This window comes from Staphylococcus sp. GDY8P54P, assembly GCF_017892645.1.
GTDB lineage: Bacteria > Bacillota > Bacilli > Staphylococcales > Staphylococcaceae > Staphylococcus > Staphylococcus ureilyticus.
In genome coordinates this window covers 36536-58017 of the sequence record NZ_JAESLN010000048.1, presented here as the reverse complement: position 1 = coordinate 58017, position 21482 = coordinate 36536, and the positions used below count along the sequence as shown (strand labels likewise).

Sequence of the window (21482 nt, the reverse complement as noted above, 5' to 3'; positions counted from 1 at the left end):
AGCTATTAATTCATATATTGAATTTTTTAATCAAGAAAGAATAACATTAAAAATGGATACCCTTTTATCGTAAATATAAGGTAGCATTAAACATTGTGTTTTTTTCACTGTCTACTTGTCAGGGTGCAGTTCATTCTGGATTAGCTCTCTTTGCATCTCGCAAATTAATCCGTATAGTTTTCTAAAAGATGGTTTGGTATCACTCACTCTGAATGTGAACGCGTTGTATTATCATTAAAAAATGATATCAATTAGCACAACATCACACACGTCAGATTCTATCTTTATGATAGAGCAATGGACGTGTGTTTCATAGATAACTATCTTTAAACTACTGCTTCGCATTTAAACATTCTTCAACATATTTAAATTTAGTATTTGATATACATCCCACAAGAATGAGGTTCCGTAGTCGTAAATCCGAATTGTTCATACAATTGATCTGCAGGATAATCTGCCATTAAACTCACATAAGTACCATCTTCTGCAACAGATGATATATATTTCATAACATTAGTCATAACCTGTTTACCATAACCCTGACCTTGATAACGTGGTTCTACTGCTATGTCAATAATTTGAAAAGCAGTACCGCCATCTCCAATTACTCTGCCCATCGCTATTAATAAGTCATCATCATATATTGTAATGTCAAAGCATGCATTTGATATCCCTTTTTCTGTCGCCTTTTGTGATTTTTCACTTAACCCAGCTTTTTTTCTCATATTTCTATAATCTTGTACTGTTGGCGCTTCGTACTTTATTTTAACCATGTATTTTCATCCCCCAGACTGCTAAACCATGATTTATAAATATTTTTTCATCACTACTTTATTAGATTCTTTGAATGCATCATTATGACTCGATACATAACCTTCAGGAGCTGCTTCTGGTTCAACATAAAGCTTTGCTAGATTAGCTGCGTTTGCTGCGTCGCTAAAAGCACTCGCGATTAAGTGTGCTTTTGCTTCATGATAAATAATATCACCACAAGCGTATAGACCTTCAATACTCGTTGCAGTGTTACCAAACCCTTTAATATTATATTCACTATGCATATCAACTTGAGTTGTAGATTGTTCTAATAATGTATTTTCTCTATCGAATCCATGACTGACGATGACTTCATCAAAAGCACGTACCTCTTGTTCCCCTGTTTCAATATTTTCCAATATCACTTGTTCTATACGCGACTGGGTAACGTCTCCTATTAATTGATAGATATGTGTGTTGGGTAACTTTTCTACTGACAATCCATCTAATATATTTTTCATTACTTCATAACCCTTGATATCTGCTTTTCGATAAATTAATGTCACACTTTTAGCATAGCCACTTAAATCATTTGCCCAATCTAGAGCAGAGTTACCTGCCCCTGAAATCAATACGTTTTTGTTTTTAAAATGTTTTAAAGATTGCACAACATAATGTAAGTTTGTTAATTGATATCTTTCTGCTCCCTTGATATCAAGTTGTTTTGGATTAATGATGCCACCACCAATGGCGATAATAACAGATTTGGATTTATATATATTTCCTTTATTGGTCTCTACTTCAAAATGACGTTCAGCCAATTTCCTAATATCTATCACACGTTCCTCTAAATTTACTTTAGGATTAAAATGTAGTCCTTGATTAACAGTATCTTGTATAATTTCATAGCAAGGTTTCGGTGCCAATCCCCCGATATCCCAAATAATCTTTTCAGGATACACGTGCATTTTACCTCCTAGCTTATCTTGAATATCAATAATTCTTACATTCATCCCTCTTAATCCAGAATAAAAGCTCGCGAACAAACCGGCTGGTCCACCACCGATAATGATTACATCATCCATAATAATCCTCCTACATGTACTACTTATTAATACCTATTATCCTATTATTGATAATGCTTATCAATTAAAAAGGGTGACTTTTTAATAATTAATTACTTTATATGTATAATGGCTTTAAAATAAAATAAAAAGACGATCAAATTCGTATCGATCGTCTGCTATATCTATGATTGCTATATTTGTTTTAAAAATCTATTTAGAGAAATTATTTTTCTGATTTTTTGACAATGGCGTTTTTAAGCAAGAAGAATAATAAAATAAAACCAGCTGTAATCACTGTATGCCCCATTCCTGCATAGCCAGCAAATGATTCTGGAACTTTAAGTCCCATCACTTGGTAAGTGCCTTTCGTAAACATCATACCAATCGTTACCAATACACCTATATTATACACAATAAAGAACCAATTAAATAAATAATAACTACTCAAATTAAATACTTTTGTTACTGGTAATAAAATGAGATGCATAAACATTCCTAATATTAACGTATGCGTATGTACTACTACTAATTGTGTATCACCTGTAAAGTCATAAGCAAGTGTTAATTCACGATAATAAAAACCACTAAGCAATCCTAAGATTGTATAAATTAAAAAAGCGTATAATATTCTGCGCATTCAAAATCCTCCTTAAAAATTATTATAAAATAAATTTAATTAAAATACAGTGACAATTCACCAAACTTCACAAAAAAGCCAGTAATCAAAATCTGATTACTAGCTTAATCACTTATGCTTTATCTTTCTTTACGAGACTTTTTAAAAATTGCTATGAGCGCTAAAATAATAGCTATGATAGATACAATCCATAAAGCGATAGAATCATTGCCCGATTGATTATTTTCAGAATCAACATCAGCTTTTTTGGATACTTTAGTCATAGGTGATGGTTTTTCTGCGTCTTCATCACCATTCCATTTTACAGTTTCTCCATCGTCATAAGTTTGATAAGCATCCCATTTAAATTCGCCTTCTTTATCAGGATTTGCTACTTGAATAGGTAAATCGACAAATTCATTGGGTCCAATACCTTTATCTTTAGCTGTCCAAGTGATTTTGGTAATATTACCATCGTCATCTTTAGTTAATTTATGATCAAATGTTTCCTGTGGTGCAACACCTACAACATTTACACCTTTGGGTACTTTCAACTCTATTTTTGTCGTGTTCGCTTCTTTTTCTACTGGAACTCTAACATCATATTTTTCATAAGAACCTGGTTCACTTGTGTCAGGATTCATAGTCACATGTGCATGAGCACTTTTGGAAAATACTAAAACAGTAAAACAAACTGGGATGGCTAAAATAAATTGTCTTTTCATCTTTTAAACTCCTATCCTGGGATATTTAATTGACTCATAATTACACCTGCTAATATGAGTAAAATACCTATACTTAGTTCTATGATTAATGCAAATCTATTTGTCTGACGATGCTTACCAAGCGCTCTAGTTGTTTGATAAAATCCTAACGTCATCATCACAAATGTTAACAGAATCTTAATAAGTAATAAAACGCTCCACGTTTGAATATTTTTCCACAATGTTAAGACATTCGTTTGGTCAATTGACATAAGGACACCTGATATGACAATTAACATGACAGCGCTAATATTTACTTTTAATAAAAAAGGTCTCATTTGATTTACTGCAAATTGTTTTTTACCCAATACCATCACCACTAAGTATATCAAAGCGCCTAACCAAAATGAGATTCCAGTAATATGGATCACTCTGATAAAAATCGACCATATTGGTACAGATTGAGACCAAGCATGTCCAGACATACTAAGCGCAATTAATATTAGACTTGGAATGAATATATACCAACTTGTAGCCATATTTTTCAAAGTGAAAAGCAATAATAATATGATAACTGCAATCATTGTTAATATGAATGGTGTTTGCAATAAAGTTGCTTTTTGTAGACTTAACACATCTGACACAACATCAGAAGATAAAGTCATCATATAAATTAAAACTGTGATAACAGAAATCATGACCAACGTCAAAATGGTTGGCATCGTGTATGTTTTAAAATTTAAATGAGGTAAACTTTGTCTTTTAGCTAAGCGGTTGACAAAATAAAGGCCGGTAAGTGTAATCAATAATCCTTCTATTATAAAGCGCGTAACCCCAAACCAAAAATCTGCCTTTTCATAAAACGGTGGTGCTGTATCAATTCCATTTGCTGTCTGTTTTCCAACCGAAAATTCAAAACTATCATTGATCTCATGGCCATCTGCAGACATTGTATGCCATTTTATACTGTGCGTACCTTTATTTAAATTTTCAATAGGAAATGTCAATGTTTGAGAGGAACCTGTTGTACTTGGTTTTACTTCAGTCAATTCAGAACCATTGTCATCATAAATCTTTATGCTTGAATACTTTGAATGGACTGGTTCATTAAATTGTAATGTTATTTCTTTTGGCGCGTTTTCAACCACACTATTTTGTGCTGGAGTAACTTTTTCTAAAGTTGCATGTGCTGAAACTTGCTGAGAACAAGTAACTATCCCAATGATCAACGAAATTATAAATATAACATAAGAAAACTTATGAAGTTTAAATGTTAATTGCACTTTCATCCCCCTTTTTCAAAAAGTTTATATTATCAATGATATTAAATGAAATATATATTCACAATATAAATTTCATTTTGTCATTTTTTGGACAAATAATTATAAATTAAATATTATTGTTCCAATTAATTAGAAATAAAATATTAGTTTTGTTTCCATTAAAAATATTTATAATGTGTTGTTATAAAAATAAGTATTAAACTAATGCTAAATTTGTTTTTATTAGAAATGCTAAGTTACAAATTATGTATAAATTTAAATAGCAAAGGACTAATCCGTTGACTCTCACACGGACTAGTCCTTTGCTTTAATTATGCGCTTTAGGCCTCAACTTCTTATTCTTCAAGAATGATATGGTTTACATAAATATAACGCATTAAAATTCATCTTGTTCAACTTGCACAATTTTATCTACTTTACGTTGAGAACCGCCTTCCCAACTTACATTTAAGTAAGCTTCAACATTTTTTTTAGCAACTTCTATACCAATAATTTGTGCACCCATAGTCAGTATTTGAGCATTGTTACTTAACTGTGCACGCTCTGCAGAATAGTAATCATGCGCCAAAGCAGCGCGTATGCCTTTTAATTTGTTGGCTGTTATCGCAACGCCAATGCCAGTTCCACAAATAAGAATACCACGTTCATTATCTCCTTGTTGGATGCTTTTACCAACTTTAGCAGCAACATCTGGATAATCCGTCTCTGCACAATGATGACAACCAAAATCTTCGACTTCATGGCCCAGTGCTTCTATATGCGTTTTCACTGCCTCTTTTAAGTCATAACCATTGTGGTCTGCACCGATTGCTATTTTCATTCTAACTCCTCCTTATATACTTATCACTTCACTTATACATATGATTTAAATGTATTTAACATCAGATACGCTGACATCGCGCCAGGATCTACATGACCTTGCGCACGATAGCCTAATCGCTTAGAACGGCCTTTATTTGAAACAATATCCTTTGTACTTTCCATACCTTTTTTAGCCTCTAAAAGTGCAATCTCAAATGCTTCCTTGAAATTAATACTTTGATATTTAGATGTTTCTAATGAAAGATAGAATGGTTCAAGTGTATCAATCATCGTTTTATCACCTATTTCAGCTTTACCTCTTGCCTTAATTCCTTTACTGAATGCAATCCAAAATTGATATAAGTCTGTATCATCTAATTCAGTTTTATTTTTCACTGCAACTGCTGACTTTAAAAAACCTGAAGCATATAAAGGACCTACAGATGACCCGACTGCATCCAAAAAGCTTTTACCAACAGCAACACTGATTTTTGCAATATCATCTTGTACTTGTAACTCGTTATGAATCGTACTTTTTACAGCTTGATAACCAATATTCATCGTCACACCATGATCACCATCACCTATTTTTCTATCTAATTCACATAAGTTATCTTTTTGTTCTTCAAACAACTCAGCTAATGCTAGGATGAATGATTTATATGTTTCACTTGTTAATGTCATTACAATTTCCTCCTAGACTTCTTTAAAATTTGGACAATCGACAGGATGATCTATACATGACTTTAACGTCTCGTCCACCTTCATCAATGTTACTGAGAAGCCACCCATTTCCATTGATGTAATAAAATTACCAATATACGATTTGTATGTCTTTATATTATTTTCATTTAATATTGCATCAACTTCTTTATTGATAATATATAATTCCATTTGTGAGGTTGCACCCAACCCATTTACTAACACAACCACCTCATCATCTGATTGATAAAGGCCTTCTTTCAAAATGTTTTTCATAATAACTTGGACGGTTTCTTTTGCTGTGCGAATCGTTGTTTTTTCAATACCTGGTTCACCATGATGTCCTAATCCAATTTCCATCTCGTTATCTTCAAGATCAAAACTTGGTTTTCCTGTTTGCGGTAAATAACAAGGACTTAACCCAATGCCCATCGAACGTGTATAATCATTTGCCAGTTGTGCAATACGACGTACTTCCTTCAAATCATAGCCAAAATCAGCAGCAGCACCTGCAGCTTTATAAACCAGTAATTCACCTGCTATGCCACGTCTCTCTTCAATTTCCTTCGCTGAAGCAACATCATCATTTCCTATTACTACTGCTGTTTCAATATCATCTTCGACTTCTGTCATTTCGCTGGCCATTTCAAAATTCATTAAATCTCCTGCATAATTTCCATAAATATATAACACACCATTGCCGTCATGAATTTCTCTAGTTACAGCTTGTATAGGAATTGGTGAAGGTGAAGCGAAAATATTACCTACTGCCACACCATCAGCCATACCTTGACCAACATATCCGATAAAAGCTGGCTCATGTCCTGATCCTCCACCAATTAAAACACTCACTTTACGATTAGGGTGTCGTTTTTTTCCAATTAATGCTCTTTGATGCAAGTTTGAACGTCTAATATATTCAGGATAAGCAATTAAATATCCGGCCATTAATTCTTCTATAACGTCATCAGGATGATTAATCATCTTTTTCATTTAAAGTCTCTCCTTTTAACTATCTATGTTATCTATCACTTTGCTGTTTTAAGGTACAAGCACAATTTTCAATGACTTATCTCCTTTTTTCATCAATTCAAAGCCTTCTTCAAAATCTTGCAGTGGCAATTGATGTGTTACTACGCCTTCAGTTGGATAATCACCATTTTGTATACCATTTATCACAAGCGGATAAAAGTAAGGTCCTAAATGACTACCCATTAAATCTAGTTCTTTACGATCAGAAATGATGCTCCAATCAACAGTTACTGGATCCCCAAATACAGAAAATTCGACAAATCTTCCTAGTTTTCTAATTGCACTCAAACCCTGTTCAACAGATTTAGGATGTCCTGTCGCTTCAATGTAAGTATCACAACCATAGCCCTCAGTCATATCCTTAATTTCTTTTACTATGTCAACTTTTGCTGGATTCATTACAATGTCTGCACCAAACTGTTTCGCTAATTCTAAACGATCATCTTTCATATCTAGTACAACCAAAGTTTCAGCGCCAGATTTTTTAGCAGCTCCTATCATGCCAAGCCCCAGTGTTCCAGCACCAGATAATACAACGAAATCTCCTAATTTGATGTTTGCACGTTGCACTGCATGTAAACTACAAGCATATGGTTCAATTAGAATTGCTTTTTCTATAGGTAGATCTTCAGGAACTTTATAATTTATTGCTTCTTTAGTGAATTTCATGTATTCAGCCATACCGCCATTGACATTATTTTGGAAACCGTATAAATCGTGTTTTTCACACATCCAATACTCTCCACGTTTACAAAATCTACATTCCCAACAAGGTACAATCTGTTCAGAAATGACACGATCACCTATTTCAAAATCAGTCACATCTTCGCCTTTCTCAACAATACGTGCAATAAATTCGTGGCCCGGTATCATCGGTGCTTTAATATAAGAAGGTTGCGTTTCATCACCCCAAAAACTTGGTGCTCCGCCATACGCTTTAATATCTCCTGCACAAATACCACATGCTTCAACTTTCACTATAATTTCTTTTGAATTCTCAATTGTTGGCGTCTCTACTGTTTCATATTTATAATCCCCTGGCGCATATGCTACAACTGCATTCATTTTGTCTGGATAATTTTTATTCGTCATTTTCAACAACCCCTTCTTTTATTAGAAAACGCTTTCATTTATACCTATAATTCTAATATATATTTTCATTTCTTTCAAATATTTTTTCGTTTATTTTCGTTTTGCTTTTGTTTTGTTATTTTTATAAAAAATTGTGTTAAACTAAATTATGAACATAAGGAGGTTGCGAATCATATGAAAATGTATGCAGATGAACGACGAGAGCACATATATACTTATATAAAGTCACATAAAAGAGCTACTGTAAAACAACTTTCAGATTACTTAAGCGTGACAGAAGCAACAGTTCGGAGCGATTTAAGGCTTTTAGAAAGTGAAAATAAGATTACACGTACACATGGCGGAGCAAAATTAAATGATACGATGACTTCTAAATTAAACTTTTCTTACCGCTTAACACAAAAGCATCGTGAAAAACATAAAATAAGTGAGCATGCGTTAAATAAAATCGAACCGCAACAATGCATACTCATCGACGCAAGTTCAACTACATATGAGCTTGCAAAATTAATATCTGAGACAACAATGGAACTTACGATTATTACAAATGGATTGGAAAATGCAGTACTCTTAAAAGAAAATCCTAACTTAACAGTGCTCGTAGTTGGAGGGTTTGTATCACAAGATTCAAATGCAATTACTGGAAACATTGATTCACAAATTTTAGAAATGTATCATATTGATTATTTCTTTTTATCTGCAAACGGTTTCACCTTAGAAAATGGTTTGACTGATTTTTCATTACCTGAAGTTCAACTCAAAAAGCAGATGGTTCAAGAAAGTGAAAAAGTAATTGCTCTGATAGACCACAGTAAATTTGATATTTCATCTACTTTATCATTTGCTAAAATCACTGATATTACTGAAGTTATTACTGATGAACCCCCCCAAAAAAAATGGCTACAAAACATGCCATTTAAGTTAACTGTTGTTTAATTTCAAAATTAACAATTTAAAAAGCTGTATCAATTAGAATAATTTAATACCTAATTGATACAGCTTTTTTACTTAAAATAATTATCCAATCTTTTTATATACCACCTGACCATCCAACAGTAGTGAAGATATACAACACAATTGAACCTACGATGACCCAAATTAAAAACAATGGTGCCATAAATTTAAACCATGAACTAAAATTAGCTTTCGCAATAGCAATCGCACCTACTGTCGCACCCAATGTTGGCGTAATTAAATTACCTAATCCACCGCCAAAAGATAGTGAAGTTAACAGTATTTGGTCATTCACACCAAGTGTATGCGTAACTGGTTGTAATATTGGAACCATGACACTCATTAAACCTGAACCAGATGGTACTAAAAAATTAAATACTGTTGCTACTAAAAATATTAATATTGATACGACACCGGCTGAAGAACCATCAAGTTGTGTCGTTAATCCGTTGACAATCGTACTTAAAATCTTACCTTTTTCTAGAATGACGCTGATTGTGTTTGCCATGATAATAGCAAAAGCAACCACTAGCATTGGTTTAGCTCCTGCTAGAAATCCATCCACCATTTCACTAGGCCGTTTACTTTTTATTAAGTAAGCAAGCACAAAACTAATACCAAAAACAGTAATGAATACACCATTTCCATATTTCTCAGTCCAACTTAACATGCCGTTACCTATTGCTAATACTATAGGTGTAAAAATCACTAATCCTACTACAACCAAATCTCTCCAATTAATTGTTCTATCTTTCAAATCAATTTCTGTACTTGTTGTTTGCACATTATTTTGTTGCCAAGATGTAGTATTCATCAAACTTTTATTTGGTGATTTAATAACCCTTCTCGCATACCAGATAACATATAATAAAGTGACCAATAAAAACACTGTATACATAATTGCTCTCCCACCATATCCTGAATATAAAGTGACTTCCGGATAAACGATTTGACCAATTTTAGCCATACCTGAAGGAGAAACTGAAAATGCCATATACAAAGGTAGGAAGGTCATGCCAAGGGCAATAATTGGATCTAATTTTAACCTATTCGCTAAAATGACACCGAGCGTAACAAAAACAATCATCTGATCGCCACCTACAAAAAACCCTATAAACGCCATTAAAGAAAATAATCCTATAATGAGTGGTAAAGCACCTGCGTGTTCAAATCTATATATCATATAATTAGTTAACTTTGTCACTGAGTCCAATTGCAACATACCTCCAATTGCCCCACCAACAAATAGCAATAAAGTTACAGTTTGAGCTGATTGTATACCCCCATTTAATATTAAGGTAATTGCATAAAACGGATTAACTGGATTTTGTGAAATAGCATGATAAGTTCCTTGTACAATTTCACCACTTTTTGTCGTGTCAAATTCACCAGCTGGAATGACATATGTCAGTAAACATGCAAACATCATCATCATCAACATCATTAATAACACGTGTGGCAATTGAAATTTTCTTTTTTCTTTTATTTTTAATTGGTCTTGTTCAACATCTGTTTGCGAATGATGTGAAGTTGCACTATATTCAGACATTCTATTTCACTCCTTAAAAATCATTTAAATTAGATATGCTCTACTTTTGTGTTTCGATATCGATTTTCTTTAAACGGAATACCAAGATGATCACGTAATGTACTACCTTCATAAGATTTCGAATAATAACCTTTTGTTTCTAATATCGGTAACACTTCTCTTAAAAATTCATCATATATTTCACCATAGACATGTGGTCCAAAGATAAAGCCATCTGCTGCACCTTGTTCAAACCATTCAATTATTAATGCTGCTACTTCTTCATAAGTGCCTGTAAATGGTGAACGTCTTACAGTTTCTTCTAGAGCAACTTCTCTTAACGTTAAATTTTGTGATTTCGCACGTTCAGCAATTGCATCAGTAGTTGCACGAAAACTATTTTTCCCTACGTCACCTAACTCTGGAAATGGTGCATCTAATTCGTATTGAGTAAAGTCATGGTGATCATAATATCTTCCCAAGTAGTCTAAAGCCTCTTCAATTGTTGCTAATGATTTAAGTTCATTTAATCGTCGCTCTACTTCGGCTTTATCTTTTCCAATGACTGGTGCTAGCATTGGATAGACTTTAACATGGTCGGGATTACGCTCAAATGCTTGGGCTTGTTTTTTAATACTGTCATAATTACTTTTAGCAATTTCAAGTGACTCACCAAGTGTAAAAACGGCATCAGCATATTTAGCTGCATATGCCTGTCCTTTAGGAGAAGCTCCTGCTTGGAATATAACAGGTTGTCCTTGTTCTGACCGACTTGCATTCAAAGGACCTTTAACTTGGAAATATTGACCTTTGTAATCTAAAGTATGCATTTTACTTTTATCAACATATTCACCATTTTCAACATCGAACGTAAACGCGTCATCTTCATACGAATCCCATAATCCTTGTACAACTTGGATATGTTCTTCAGCAATATCATATCGAATATCATGTTCTGGATGTTCTCCTTTACTATAATTGTCAGCACTCCCAGCTAAAGGCGAAGTTACCACATTCCAGCCTGCACGACCTTTACTAATGTTATCAATGGTTGAAAGTTGTCTGGCCACTGTGAACGGTTCACTATACGAAGTTGAAATCGTACCAACTAATCCAATTTGCTGCGTTATAGGAGCAAGAGCTGCTAAAAATGTTAAAGGTTCATGTCTATCTAAAAAATGTGGTATCGATTTTTCATTGATATATAATCCATCTGCTACAAAAACGAAACTGAAGCCAGCTTTTTCTGCTTTGCGAGCAATTTCAAGTTGAAATTCAAAATTTGTACTTGCATCACTTGGAACCTCACTTGATTTCCAAGCATGCATATGACTACCAGGACCGTTCAACATAATTCCAAAATCTATTTTTTTATTTGTCATTTTACCCCTGCTTTCAAAGTCGATTTTTTATATACACGCGCTAATTGCTCTACTGTTTTTAATCGTAATGAATGATTTTGAACGGGCATATGAAACATAAATTCATCAACTTCATCATCTATATTTAATTCATGAATCTGTTGTTTTATGGACTCAGCTGTACCATTAAATACCTCTATTTGTTGTGCTTCAATTTCAAATGTCCTTGAACTTTGCTTTTTAAAATCATCAATTTGGTGTTCACTTGATACCGTTAATTTTTGACCGTCATCAAAGTGTAAAACATAGTTTGTACGCCCTTCTTCAATTAATGCGTACTCCGCTTCGCTATTCGATACAACAGCAGCCAAGGCAACAATTATTCTCCCCTCAGGGTAAAATGCTTTGTATGTACGAATGGCTTTTTGTAAAAGTTCATTATCCGAATTCAAAAAATATGCATAAATAAATCCTACTTTTTCTTCTGCTGCAAAACGCGCTGATCGTTCACTGCCACCTAAAAGAAAAACATGTGGTTTTTCAACCTCTTTATTACGAATCGTTGTTTTTAAATTTGAATATGGATTTTCTTTAGGAAAGTTTCCATTATTAAATTGATTTAATAGATGAAATTTATCATTGAAAGATGTAGGTGAACTTTTGATATCTTCTTGCAATGCTTGTGTCGCTAGAGGAAAACCACCAGGTGCTTTACCTATACCTAAATCTACTCTTCCCGGAGCGATTTGGCTCATAAAATGAAACTGCTCAATCACTTTAAATGGACTATAATGCTGTAGCATAACCCCACCAGAACCAATGTTTATTCTATTTGTTTGGTTTAATAGATGTGTAACTAATATTTCAGGACTCGTACCAACGACTTCTTGTATATTATGATGCTCTGCAACAAAATATCTTGTATAATTCAGGTTTTCTGCTAATTGAGCGAGTTCAACTGTTCTCTTTATCCCGTCGCTAACTGCTTCATTATGATCTATCGGACTTTGATCTAGTATACTAATAGATGTCATAAACAATCCCCCAATCGATTTCTGAAAATTATATTAGTTTCAATCTTATGCTCACGGTAACATTTTGTCAAGTATCCTTATCGTTTTACTAAGGATTAAGAGAGGGATTGCTTTTGCCATCTCGAGTACTCCATTTTTTACATACCATTTATCATTTAAATTGAAAATTGTTAACCAAGTACACTTTTCTCATAAAAAAAGAGCAGAGTAACATCACCCTTTAATAAAGTGATGTTATTCCGCTCTAATTTAAAAGACTAAGCATAAAATTTATTTCTGTTATGGCTTGCCTCATTATATGATATTAAATTTTGCATACATTGTGGTTAAAATAACTTTTTAATATGACCAACCCAAAGTATGTTCCACTTCATCATCCTCATGTTCAATATTATCTATATCAATCATAGATTCTGAAATGTTTCTAGAATGGTAACCAATACGCTCTAAGATAGCTATCATATCTAGATATAGCAAACCACCTTCTAAAGAACATTCTCCAGAACTTAAGCGCTTGATATGTTTCTTCCTAAGATCATGTTCTAATGTATACGAATCGTTACTCAAACGAACGATTTCATCTTTTTTAACTCTGTCATATACGTTAAACATATCAATTGTTTTTTCAAGTGACGCATCGACATGGTCATATAGTCTTTCAATACTTTGTTCTGCTTTTGCAGATATTTGAATTGATTCTGTTTCTTTTTTCTTTAAATCCAATAAATAAGCTTCTGTTAAACTTGCTACTTTAATAAACGTTCGATTAACATCGAATAACACAGACATTCTTTCTGCATCTTGTTTGGATATCTTCTTCTCAGAGATTTTTGTTAAATATTGTCTTACATTGTCATACATACTTTCCACAGCTGCATGCTTCTGAATTATATCTTTTTCTGTTTTATCATCATAGTTCTTAGCATATCTAAACATATCGAAAGTCATATGACCTATATTTTGAATTTCATCTTGAGCTTCTTGTAATGCAATGTTAGGAGCTCTGTTGATTAAATTTTTATCTAACATTCTTGGTTTATATTTTTCATTCAAGTCTTCGCCTGGTACTAACTTCGTCACTATCCATGCTAGGATGAAAATAAATGGCAATTGAATAATTGTGTTTGTTACATTGAACGTACCGTGTGCAAATGCAATAACCATTTCAGGCTTTAAATTCATAATCCCTTGCATCCATTCAATAACTAATTGATAGAGAGGCATGATTATTAAGAAAATGATAGCGCCAATTACATTGAAAAGTACATGTACAGCTGCCACACGTTTTGCCGCCAACGAGCCTGCTAAACTGGCAAGTACTGCCGTGATTGTCGTACCAATATTATCGCCTAAAAGTACAGGAAGTGCACCGTGTAAACTAATTAAATCATTGGCAAAGAATCCTTGTAAAATACCAATTGTGGCACTTGAACTTTGGATAATTACTGTTAATAATGTACCTGCTACCACACCATATAATGGATTCGAAGACATATCTAACATAATTTGTTTAAAAGAGTCTAAATTTGCTAATGGTTTAACTGCACCACTCATAAGTTCTAAACCATAGAACAATGCACCAAAACCAAATAAAATCATACCCACATTTTTCACTTTACGTTTTTGAATAAAGAAAATTAGAAATGCACCAATTGCTAAAATTGGCAGCGAATACTCACCGATATCAATACCTATAATAAATGCAGTAACTGTAGTACCAATATTCGCTCCCATAACTACTCCAATTGCCTGACGCATTGTCATAAAGCCTGCACTAACAAGACCTATAGTAATTACTGTTGTGCCCGAACTACTTTGAATTAATATCGTTACAATCATACCAGCCAAGACACCCATTAAAGGGTTACTTGTAAAAGTATTTAAAATGCTTCTTAATCTATCACCAGCTGCGGCTTGTAAACCGTCTCCCATTTGTTTAATACCATATAGAAAAATACCTAATCCACCAATAAAGGTAAAAATAATCTCCATTACAGAAGAATCCATCGTTACACCTCTTTAAAATATTTGTAAACTATGTGAAGTATAACTAATTTTTGTTAAGCTAATGTTAATTTATCATTAAAATTACATCGTATTTTCTCAACATTTCTGTAATCTTATTTCACCAATACATGCAAACCTTTCCAAATTCGTTAACCATGCAGATTTTACAATATGATACTTATAACATCCTTAAATTAATTCTTTTTATAAGTATTACAATTAAAATTGAAAGATACTTGTCAACCGCTCTAATCTTCGCTAATATAATTAAGAATTTAATGAAGGGAAGATTTGTATTGTGATTACTGCTTATAAACATACTCAAACACAAGAAATAATAACATCAACTTTAGACCATGATGCTTCATGGATCAATGTCGTTGACCCAAATTGGGAAGAAATAGAACATTTAATAGATTTATACCATTTACCAGAAGATTTTATTAGAGACCCTCTAGATACTGAGGAAAGTTCTCGTGTTGAATACGATGAAGAAACAGGCTATTCCCTCATAATCCTTGATTTGCCAGTTGTTAATGATACAAATCTTAATGTGCTCTCGTTTATAACAATTCCTCTAGGTATTATTATTGGTAATAAAAAAATATTTACTGTATGTAATGTGGAGAACGAATTTCTAGAAAAATTTAGCCATCAAAATTTAAATTTACATTTTCATAGCCGATTCGCGCTCAATATATTATTAACGATCGCGAATCATTATAATAGAAACCTTAGATTATTAAATAAAACGAGATTACGTATAGAACGTGATTTAAAAAATAATGTTACAAACAAACAACTATATAATTTAATGGAAGTTGAAAAGAGTTTAGTTTATTTCTTAGCAGCATTAAAAGGTAATGAAACGATAGTAAAGAAACTTTTCAGATTACCTGCAATTAAACGATTTGAAGAAGATGAAGATTTGTTGGAAGATTTAGTCATAGAAAATAATCAAGCTTTAGAGACCACAAGATTATACACGGATATATTAGAAAGTATTACAACTTCATATGCATCACTACTTTCAAATGAAATGAATAATACGATGAAAACATTGACATTATTTACTGTCTTTTTAACATTACCAACTTTAGTATTTAGCTTTTTCGGCATGAATGTTCCATTACCTATTGATGAACATAGCTATGTCTCTTGGGTTATCGTGATCGCTATTTCACTAATTATCGTTTCATGTGTAGGTGCATTTCTATGGCGAAAGCAAAAGTTTTGATATAGAGCAAACACACATTTAAAAATAACTAGATATAAAGCTTATGCTCAATATGAAAGATTCTATCATGTGTTATTGTACTGAATCTTGAAATTTGTACTTTGGTTTTCTGTAATATTCTAAAAGCTTGTTTCCTCAAAAATTTAGGAGACATGCCTTTTAAATTTATTTCACTTTTTTTATTAAAATTTATATATTGAGAATAGCTTGTCACATCAGGTTAATTTTCAAAAATAAAAACGTCAATTTCTATATGATTAGAATTGACGTTTTTAAATATTATAATCCAAACTATTTTTTGCTGATGGTAAAAATGAATATTAGCTGACTTTAATTTGATACTGGCCTTAACCTAAAGGCATAATATCTTCTTTAGTAATATCATCGTAATAATATTTTATTTTATAGATAAAATAATCTTTCAATCTATTCATGTTTTCCAATGTGCTTGAAGCTTGTTCCAAATGAATTAACCACGATCTTGCTGGACACTCAGTATCATAAAATTCTTTATGGATTCTTACTGTTTCTCTATTAACAGGCAATTGATATTTCTTTAAAATTGCAGCTGCTAGCCAAAAGCTAACCTCTTCTACCTTCATAAATGCACTATCTGTTAATATACCATTGATTTTAGACTGACATCTCTCGATACCAATATAATGCGTATTGGCAAATATATTTCCGCAGTGCCATTCAGTATATTGTGTTGGATGAAACCAGTAACATGTGTCTTGGTCGATGTAGACGCTCGCCCATCCTTTTTCTAATTCGTTTTTTTCAATGCGCTTATTTAACCATGTAATGTAATTTTTGGCACAATAATTTTCGGCATCATCGTGTAGAACGACACCTAAAATATCTTTTTTTCGTTCAGTGATTTTCTCTTCTATTTCATAATAATTTGAGTATATATGCTCCATTATTTTCCCTCTTTAATATTTAAATATTTAAATTTTTACATCATTAGTTCGTTTAATTTATTTACTCCAAATTTAATGATGTGCACAATTTAATTTTATCGATTGAATTAGCGCTTAAAATAAGAAAATAGTTATATTTAATATATTAATATTCACAACTATTTATTATATAATGTAATTTAGTCAATATAACAATATGTTATCAGGAGTTGCTAGATAGAATGGAACATGCCACATTATGTATCCACGATTTTTTAACTACAGACACGCAACGTTGTATCAACCAAGTCATACTGTTATTTTCATTAAATAGTAAATTGAATATCAATATTAATGGTAAACAAACTTCGGTTGAAAACAATATCGCTATCATCAATCATAGTGATTTATTTTGTATAACTCACGCAGAACAACTTGTTGAACTAAAAATACCAATACAACAAATCATCCCGCTTAATCAATTATTTTTTAATTGTTATTATGATGCAAAAGCATTGCATGCTCAAGAATACTTGAAGTATTTAATACTAAACATGATTGAAAAATTAAATACTATGAATTCAATGGAATTACCTCAATTAACTGAGCTTATTTCTACCTTAGAGCAAGAAACTAAAAAATCAACTGATTATGCTTATATACCGACAATCCATTCTGAAAATGAACTTTTAAATAAAATATCAGATTATATTCAAAAGCACATTACACAACATATCATGTCCAAAGAAATTTCTTCAATTTTTTATATTTCTAGTTCATACATATCGATTTTATTTAAAAAATATTTAGGTATTAGCTTTAAACATTATGTAGTAAGTTTAAAAATTGCGCTTTCTCTTAATGAACTTATTAATAGTAACAAAACCATTTATCTTATTTCTGAAAATATGGGTTTCAATCATTATGCTAACTATACTCATCAATTCAAATATCATCTCAAGTTAACACCGCTTGCTTACAGAAAAAAGCTTAATATATTGCACAATAATCCTATTACGTTATTAACTACTGATATTAGCGGATATTCACACTATTTCAAAGCCTACTTAGATGACCATAATCAATCACTTGATAACGAAATTATCAATTTAGACCACTTAATGTATAATGATTTGGCAAAACAACCTACCATCTTTATTCATATTGATAATCTAATGGATATAATTCAAACAAATTTAAATCAAAAACTTAATTTTAGTGACCTTACAAACTGCTATTTACTTATAAATAATGTGAGCAATCTAGCATCAGCTTCACTCAATTTAAATGGAATTGTCAATTTTATCGATGCTATTTTTTCTAACTGTATAGGCGTAGTTATTAGAATTAAATCCATGGAAGAATATAAAAAAATAGAACAAGTGATTTCCCAATTTTTAATATTCAAACCTAAATATCATGCTAATGGTAATATGTATAACTTTATGATTCTATTTGATTCAGAATACTTAAAGTTAAATGATATAAACAGATTGTACATTAAAGTCAGAAGTTTAAATATTAATATCAAATTAGCAATCAATGTAGAAGGCGTGTTAACCCAAACTCAAAGCCTTAAACACACTTTTACACTCTTACATAGATTTAATTTTGACTTTAATTTTATTGATGTAGAACGTAGCGAATTACGTACAATGTTATTAAAGCATAGCCATCAATTCGATAATGTATCAAGTTATAGTGATTATTATAATAAATTCGTCACACTTTCTAAGCTACAACCTAATAAATGTGTGTACTCAAAACTTACTAAAAATCACTTCACTCAATATAATCAAAAAGCGCCTTTAGGAATATCAGAAATTATGCAACATACAATACAATTGATTAAAAATGGTTCTGCTGTTGGCTATGAACTAATGAATAAATGTATATATGACGTTGCATTAATGAATCATCACGGCATATATGAACCCATTGTATATATAATGCAATTCTTAAAGCCATTTTATGGAAAAGCGATATTAATGCAACCTAATTATTTAGTTGCAAAAGATAAACAATGTACACATTTACTATTATTCAATGCCAATACGCACACAACGTTAAACAAGCGAAAGTTTATATTAAAACAACAAACAATTATTTCAAAATTAATTTTATTTATACGTACGTTAAATAGAGAACATGGTTTTATAGATTATGCTTTACCTCCTATATTTAATGATATTTTCATTGAACAATCACTGTTAAAAAATATAGAGCGTTCAAATATGCCGAAATCAGAATTACGACATACTACCTATCCACACACACCTATTGAGTTTGATATTGGTCGAGATGAGGTGAAATACATTCGCTTATCACCTACAAATAAATAATAGTGTAGCATAGACATGAAACTTTAAAAATAAGTACATATTAGCACAATTTAATTTAAAAGTTTTGTCATCGCTTATACTTCAATTGCATTATGCTAAAATATCAGATATAACTGAAGTAAAGATATATAAAGGAGAATCTAATTTTGAAAAATAAAATGTTTGCAATTATTATCAGTGCAGTAATGGTGATTGTAGCTATTGTCTTAGTTATTATGATGGTTTCTGGTGGTCAAAAAGAGACATACTTCGGCTACATGAAAAATAGTACAACTGCTGATAAAGTAGTGAGTGAAAAAGACCATGAAGTAGAGGAAAATGTAAAAATACCTTCTAAATCAGGATTTAATCCTAAAAAAGGTGATTTTGTAAAACTTATTAAATCTGAGGACGAAGACACTTATAGTAAAATGGAAGTCGTTGATCACGATGACATTCCGCATGGTCTAATGATGAAAATTCACGATATGGACATGAAAGGCATGTAAATAAGTAAAACCGCGTCACAAAACAGCCCCAAAAGCACTGCTTAGAAGTGAAGTGCTTATGGGGCTGTTTGTGCCTTAAATAACATTAATTTTGTTTAACCCATCACTTGTTTTCAAAAACATCCTACTGTTGTTGTTTTATAATTAACATAATATAACCGTAATTAACAAAAAAGCACTGAATAGATTTATTTTCTATTCAGTGCAAAATGTCAGAATTTTAATTTAGTTTATATCGATTTTAGATAGGCTTGACCCTTCTCTTTGTCATAAGCATTTTCCCATTTTGCAATAACAATGGTAGATAATGCGTTACCTAATACATTTACACAAGTTCGTACCATATCTAATAGTCTATCGACACCGATAATCAATGCCAGTCCTTCAGCTGGTAATCCCATTGTTGTCAATGTTGTAATAAGTACTACAATTGATACTCCTGGTACGCCCGCCATACCTTTTGAAGCAACCATCAAAGTAACCATTAACATGATTTGTTGGCCGATGGACATATCGATGCCATACATCTGAGCAACAAATAAGGCTGCTATTGATTGATATAATGCAGATCCATCAAGGTTAAATGTATATCCAATTGGTACTACAAATGAAGTAATATCTTTTGGAGAACCAAAGTTTTCCATTTTTTTCATTATTATTGGTAACACAGATTCAGAACTTGATGTTGAAAATGCTAATACTAGTTCATTTTTTAGTATTTTAATAATAGAGAAAATACTAATACCGCATAATCTAGCTACGATACCAAGTACAACAATAATAAAGAATATCATTGCACCGATAACCACTAATAGTAATTTTAATAATGGTATTAATGCTGAAGCACCAAAAGTCATAATTGTCGTACAAATAAATGCGAATACGCCAATAGGTGCTAATTTCAATATTTTATTAATCATCCAAAACACAGCTTCTAATGAACCACTTAAAACCGCTTTTACAGGTTCTGCTTTTTTACCAATTGCTGATAATGCAACACCAAAAAACACTGCAAAGAAAATGATTGGTAGTAATTCACCTGAAGTCAATGCCTCGAAAAGATTTTGAGGCACAATGTTTACAATTGTATCGATAAAGTGATTTCCATATGTAGATGATTCGGCAGCTTTTGCCGAGGATTCATATGTTGAAATATCACCTTTGGGTAATTTATCTGGATCTAAACCTTTCCCTGGTTTAAATATATTCGCAAAAAGTATACCTAGTCCTATAGCTATTGTTGTTATAATTTCAAAATATAAAATTGTTTTAAAACCGTAACGTCCCACTGTTTTAGATTCACCTACATTGGATATAGATAATGCTAGTGAACAAAAAACAACTGGAATTACAATCATTTTTATTAAATTCAAGAAGACATCGCCAAAAGGCTTAATGTAATTTGCAATTTCATCGTGCCCATAAAGTAATAGGCCTACGATAACACCTAATACCAAAGCGATAATAACTTGCATTGGTAAACTGATTCTTCTTATAATTGCCATGATGTTTCTCCCCTTTTTCTGACATTGCTTAATTATATCAAAATAATTTTTATATAGATATAAATTTTTTCAGC

The 21482-nt window shown here is 31.9% G+C and carries 19 protein-coding genes; 4 read left to right on the top strand and 15 right to left on the bottom strand.

What is annotated here, in order from left to right; translation table 11 throughout:
* Positions 1-371: 371 nt before the first annotated feature.
* The 9 genes from KA883_RS13185 to KA883_RS13145 form a co-directional block, all read right to left on the bottom strand.
* Positions 372-773 (bottom strand): GNAT family N-acetyltransferase, encoded by a 402-nt coding sequence (locus KA883_RS13185; RefSeq protein ID WP_046207595.1) that lies wholly within the window; start codon positions 771-773, stop codon positions 372-374.
* Positions 774-806: 33 nt separating this feature from the next.
* Positions 807-1838 carry an NAD(P)/FAD-dependent oxidoreductase gene (locus KA883_RS13180; RefSeq protein ID WP_210140016.1) on the bottom strand — a complete coding sequence of 344 codons (1032 nt, stop codon included), beginning with the start codon at positions 1836-1838 and terminating at the stop codon, positions 807-809.
* Positions 1839-2043: 205 nt separating this feature from the next.
* The gene (locus KA883_RS13175; protein WP_019468851.1) at positions 2044-2457 is read right to left on the bottom strand and encodes a DUF2871 domain-containing protein; all 414 of its coding nucleotides are present in this window, start codon (positions 2455-2457) and stop codon (positions 2044-2046) included.
* A 119-nt stretch (positions 2458-2576) separates the two neighbouring features.
* Positions 2577-3161, bottom strand: coding sequence for a YcnI family copper-binding membrane protein (locus KA883_RS13170; protein WP_210140015.1), 585 nt, complete (start codon positions 3159-3161; stop codon positions 2577-2579).
* Positions 3162-3172: 11 nt separating this feature from the next.
* Positions 3173-4429 (bottom strand): copper resistance CopC/CopD family protein, encoded by a 1257-nt coding sequence (locus KA883_RS13165; RefSeq protein ID WP_046207593.1) that lies wholly within the window; start codon positions 4427-4429, stop codon positions 3173-3175.
* Between the two features lie 370 nt (positions 4430-4799).
* Positions 4800-5243: a ribose 5-phosphate isomerase B gene (gene rpiB, locus KA883_RS13160; protein ID WP_019468849.1), complete on the bottom strand. Its 444-nt coding sequence runs from the start codon at positions 5241-5243 to the stop codon at positions 4800-4802.
* A gap of 32 nt (positions 5244-5275) precedes the next feature.
* Complete coding sequence (gene dhaL / locus KA883_RS13155) at positions 5276-5908, bottom strand: dihydroxyacetone kinase subunit DhaL (protein WP_019468848.1); 633 nt, start codon at positions 5906-5908, stop codon at positions 5276-5278.
* A 12-nt stretch (positions 5909-5920) separates the two neighbouring features.
* Positions 5921-6919, bottom strand: a complete 999-nt coding sequence (locus KA883_RS13150) for a dihydroxyacetone kinase subunit DhaK (protein ID WP_046207592.1) — start codon at positions 6917-6919, stop codon at positions 5921-5923.
* 48 nt (positions 6920-6967) lie between these two features.
* Positions 6968-8050 (bottom strand): MDR/zinc-dependent alcohol dehydrogenase-like family protein, encoded by a 1083-nt coding sequence (locus KA883_RS13145; RefSeq protein WP_046207591.1) that lies wholly within the window; start codon positions 8048-8050, stop codon positions 6968-6970.
* 174 nt (positions 8051-8224) lie between these two features.
* On the opposite strand from KA883_RS13145, the gene KA883_RS13140 reads away from it, so the two are divergent.
* Positions 8225-8986 (top strand): DeoR/GlpR family DNA-binding transcription regulator, encoded by a 762-nt coding sequence (locus tag KA883_RS13140; protein WP_210140014.1) that lies wholly within the window; start codon positions 8225-8227, stop codon positions 8984-8986.
* A gap of 94 nt (positions 8987-9080) precedes the next feature.
* On the opposite strand, the gene KA883_RS13135 is transcribed toward KA883_RS13140, so the two are convergent.
* The 4 genes from KA883_RS13135 to KA883_RS13120 all read right to left on the bottom strand — a co-directional run bounded on the left by KA883_RS13135 (position 9081) and on the right by KA883_RS13120 (position 14934).
* A complete protein-coding gene (locus KA883_RS13135) occupies positions 9081-10553 on the bottom strand; it encodes a Na+/H+ antiporter NhaC family protein (protein ID WP_046207590.1) in 1473 nt (490 codons plus the stop codon).
* A 29-nt stretch (positions 10554-10582) separates the two neighbouring features.
* Positions 10583-11914 (bottom strand): LLM class flavin-dependent oxidoreductase, encoded by a 1332-nt coding sequence (locus KA883_RS13130; RefSeq protein ID WP_046207589.1) that lies wholly within the window; start codon positions 11912-11914, stop codon positions 10583-10585.
* Positions 11911-12927 (bottom strand): MsnO8 family LLM class oxidoreductase, encoded by a 1017-nt coding sequence (locus KA883_RS13125; RefSeq protein WP_046207588.1) that lies wholly within the window; start codon positions 12925-12927, stop codon positions 11911-11913. The genes KA883_RS13130 and KA883_RS13125 overlap by 4 nt, the downstream gene beginning before the upstream one ends.
* Positions 12928-13266: 339 nt before the next feature.
* On the bottom strand, positions 13267-14934 hold the full coding sequence (locus KA883_RS13120; protein ID WP_046207587.1) for a Na/Pi cotransporter family protein: 1668 nt from the start codon (positions 14932-14934) through the stop codon (positions 13267-13269).
* 298 nt (positions 14935-15232) lie between these two features.
* On the opposite strand from KA883_RS13120, the gene KA883_RS13115 reads away from it, so the two are divergent.
* Positions 15233-16171, top strand: coding sequence for a magnesium transporter CorA family protein (locus KA883_RS13115; protein WP_046207586.1), 939 nt, complete (start codon positions 15233-15235; stop codon positions 16169-16171).
* Between the two features lie 347 nt (positions 16172-16518).
* Here the strand turns inward: KA883_RS13115 and KA883_RS13110 are convergent, their stop codons facing one another.
* A complete protein-coding gene (locus KA883_RS13110) occupies positions 16519-17094 on the bottom strand; it encodes a peptidoglycan recognition protein family protein (protein ID WP_046207585.1) in 576 nt (191 codons plus the stop codon).
* A gap of 221 nt (positions 17095-17315) precedes the next feature.
* Here KA883_RS13110 and rsp point away from each other — a divergent pair, with 221 nt between their 5' ends.
* Positions 17316-19415: an AraC family transcriptional regulator Rsp gene (gene rsp / locus KA883_RS13105; RefSeq protein WP_046207584.1), complete on the top strand. Its 2100-nt coding sequence runs from the start codon at positions 17316-17318 to the stop codon at positions 19413-19415.
* 146 nt (positions 19416-19561) lie between these two features.
* Entirely contained in the window at positions 19562-19903 is a 342-nt protein-coding gene (locus KA883_RS13100) for a DUF4889 domain-containing protein (protein ID WP_019468837.1), read from the top strand.
* A 230-nt stretch (positions 19904-20133) separates the two neighbouring features.
* Here the strand turns inward: KA883_RS13100 and KA883_RS13095 are convergent, their stop codons facing one another.
* The gene (locus KA883_RS13095; protein WP_019468836.1) at positions 20134-21408 is read right to left on the bottom strand and encodes a cation:dicarboxylate symporter family transporter; all 1275 of its coding nucleotides are present in this window, start codon (positions 21406-21408) and stop codon (positions 20134-20136) included.
* Between the last annotated feature and the right edge of the window lie 74 nt (positions 21409-21482).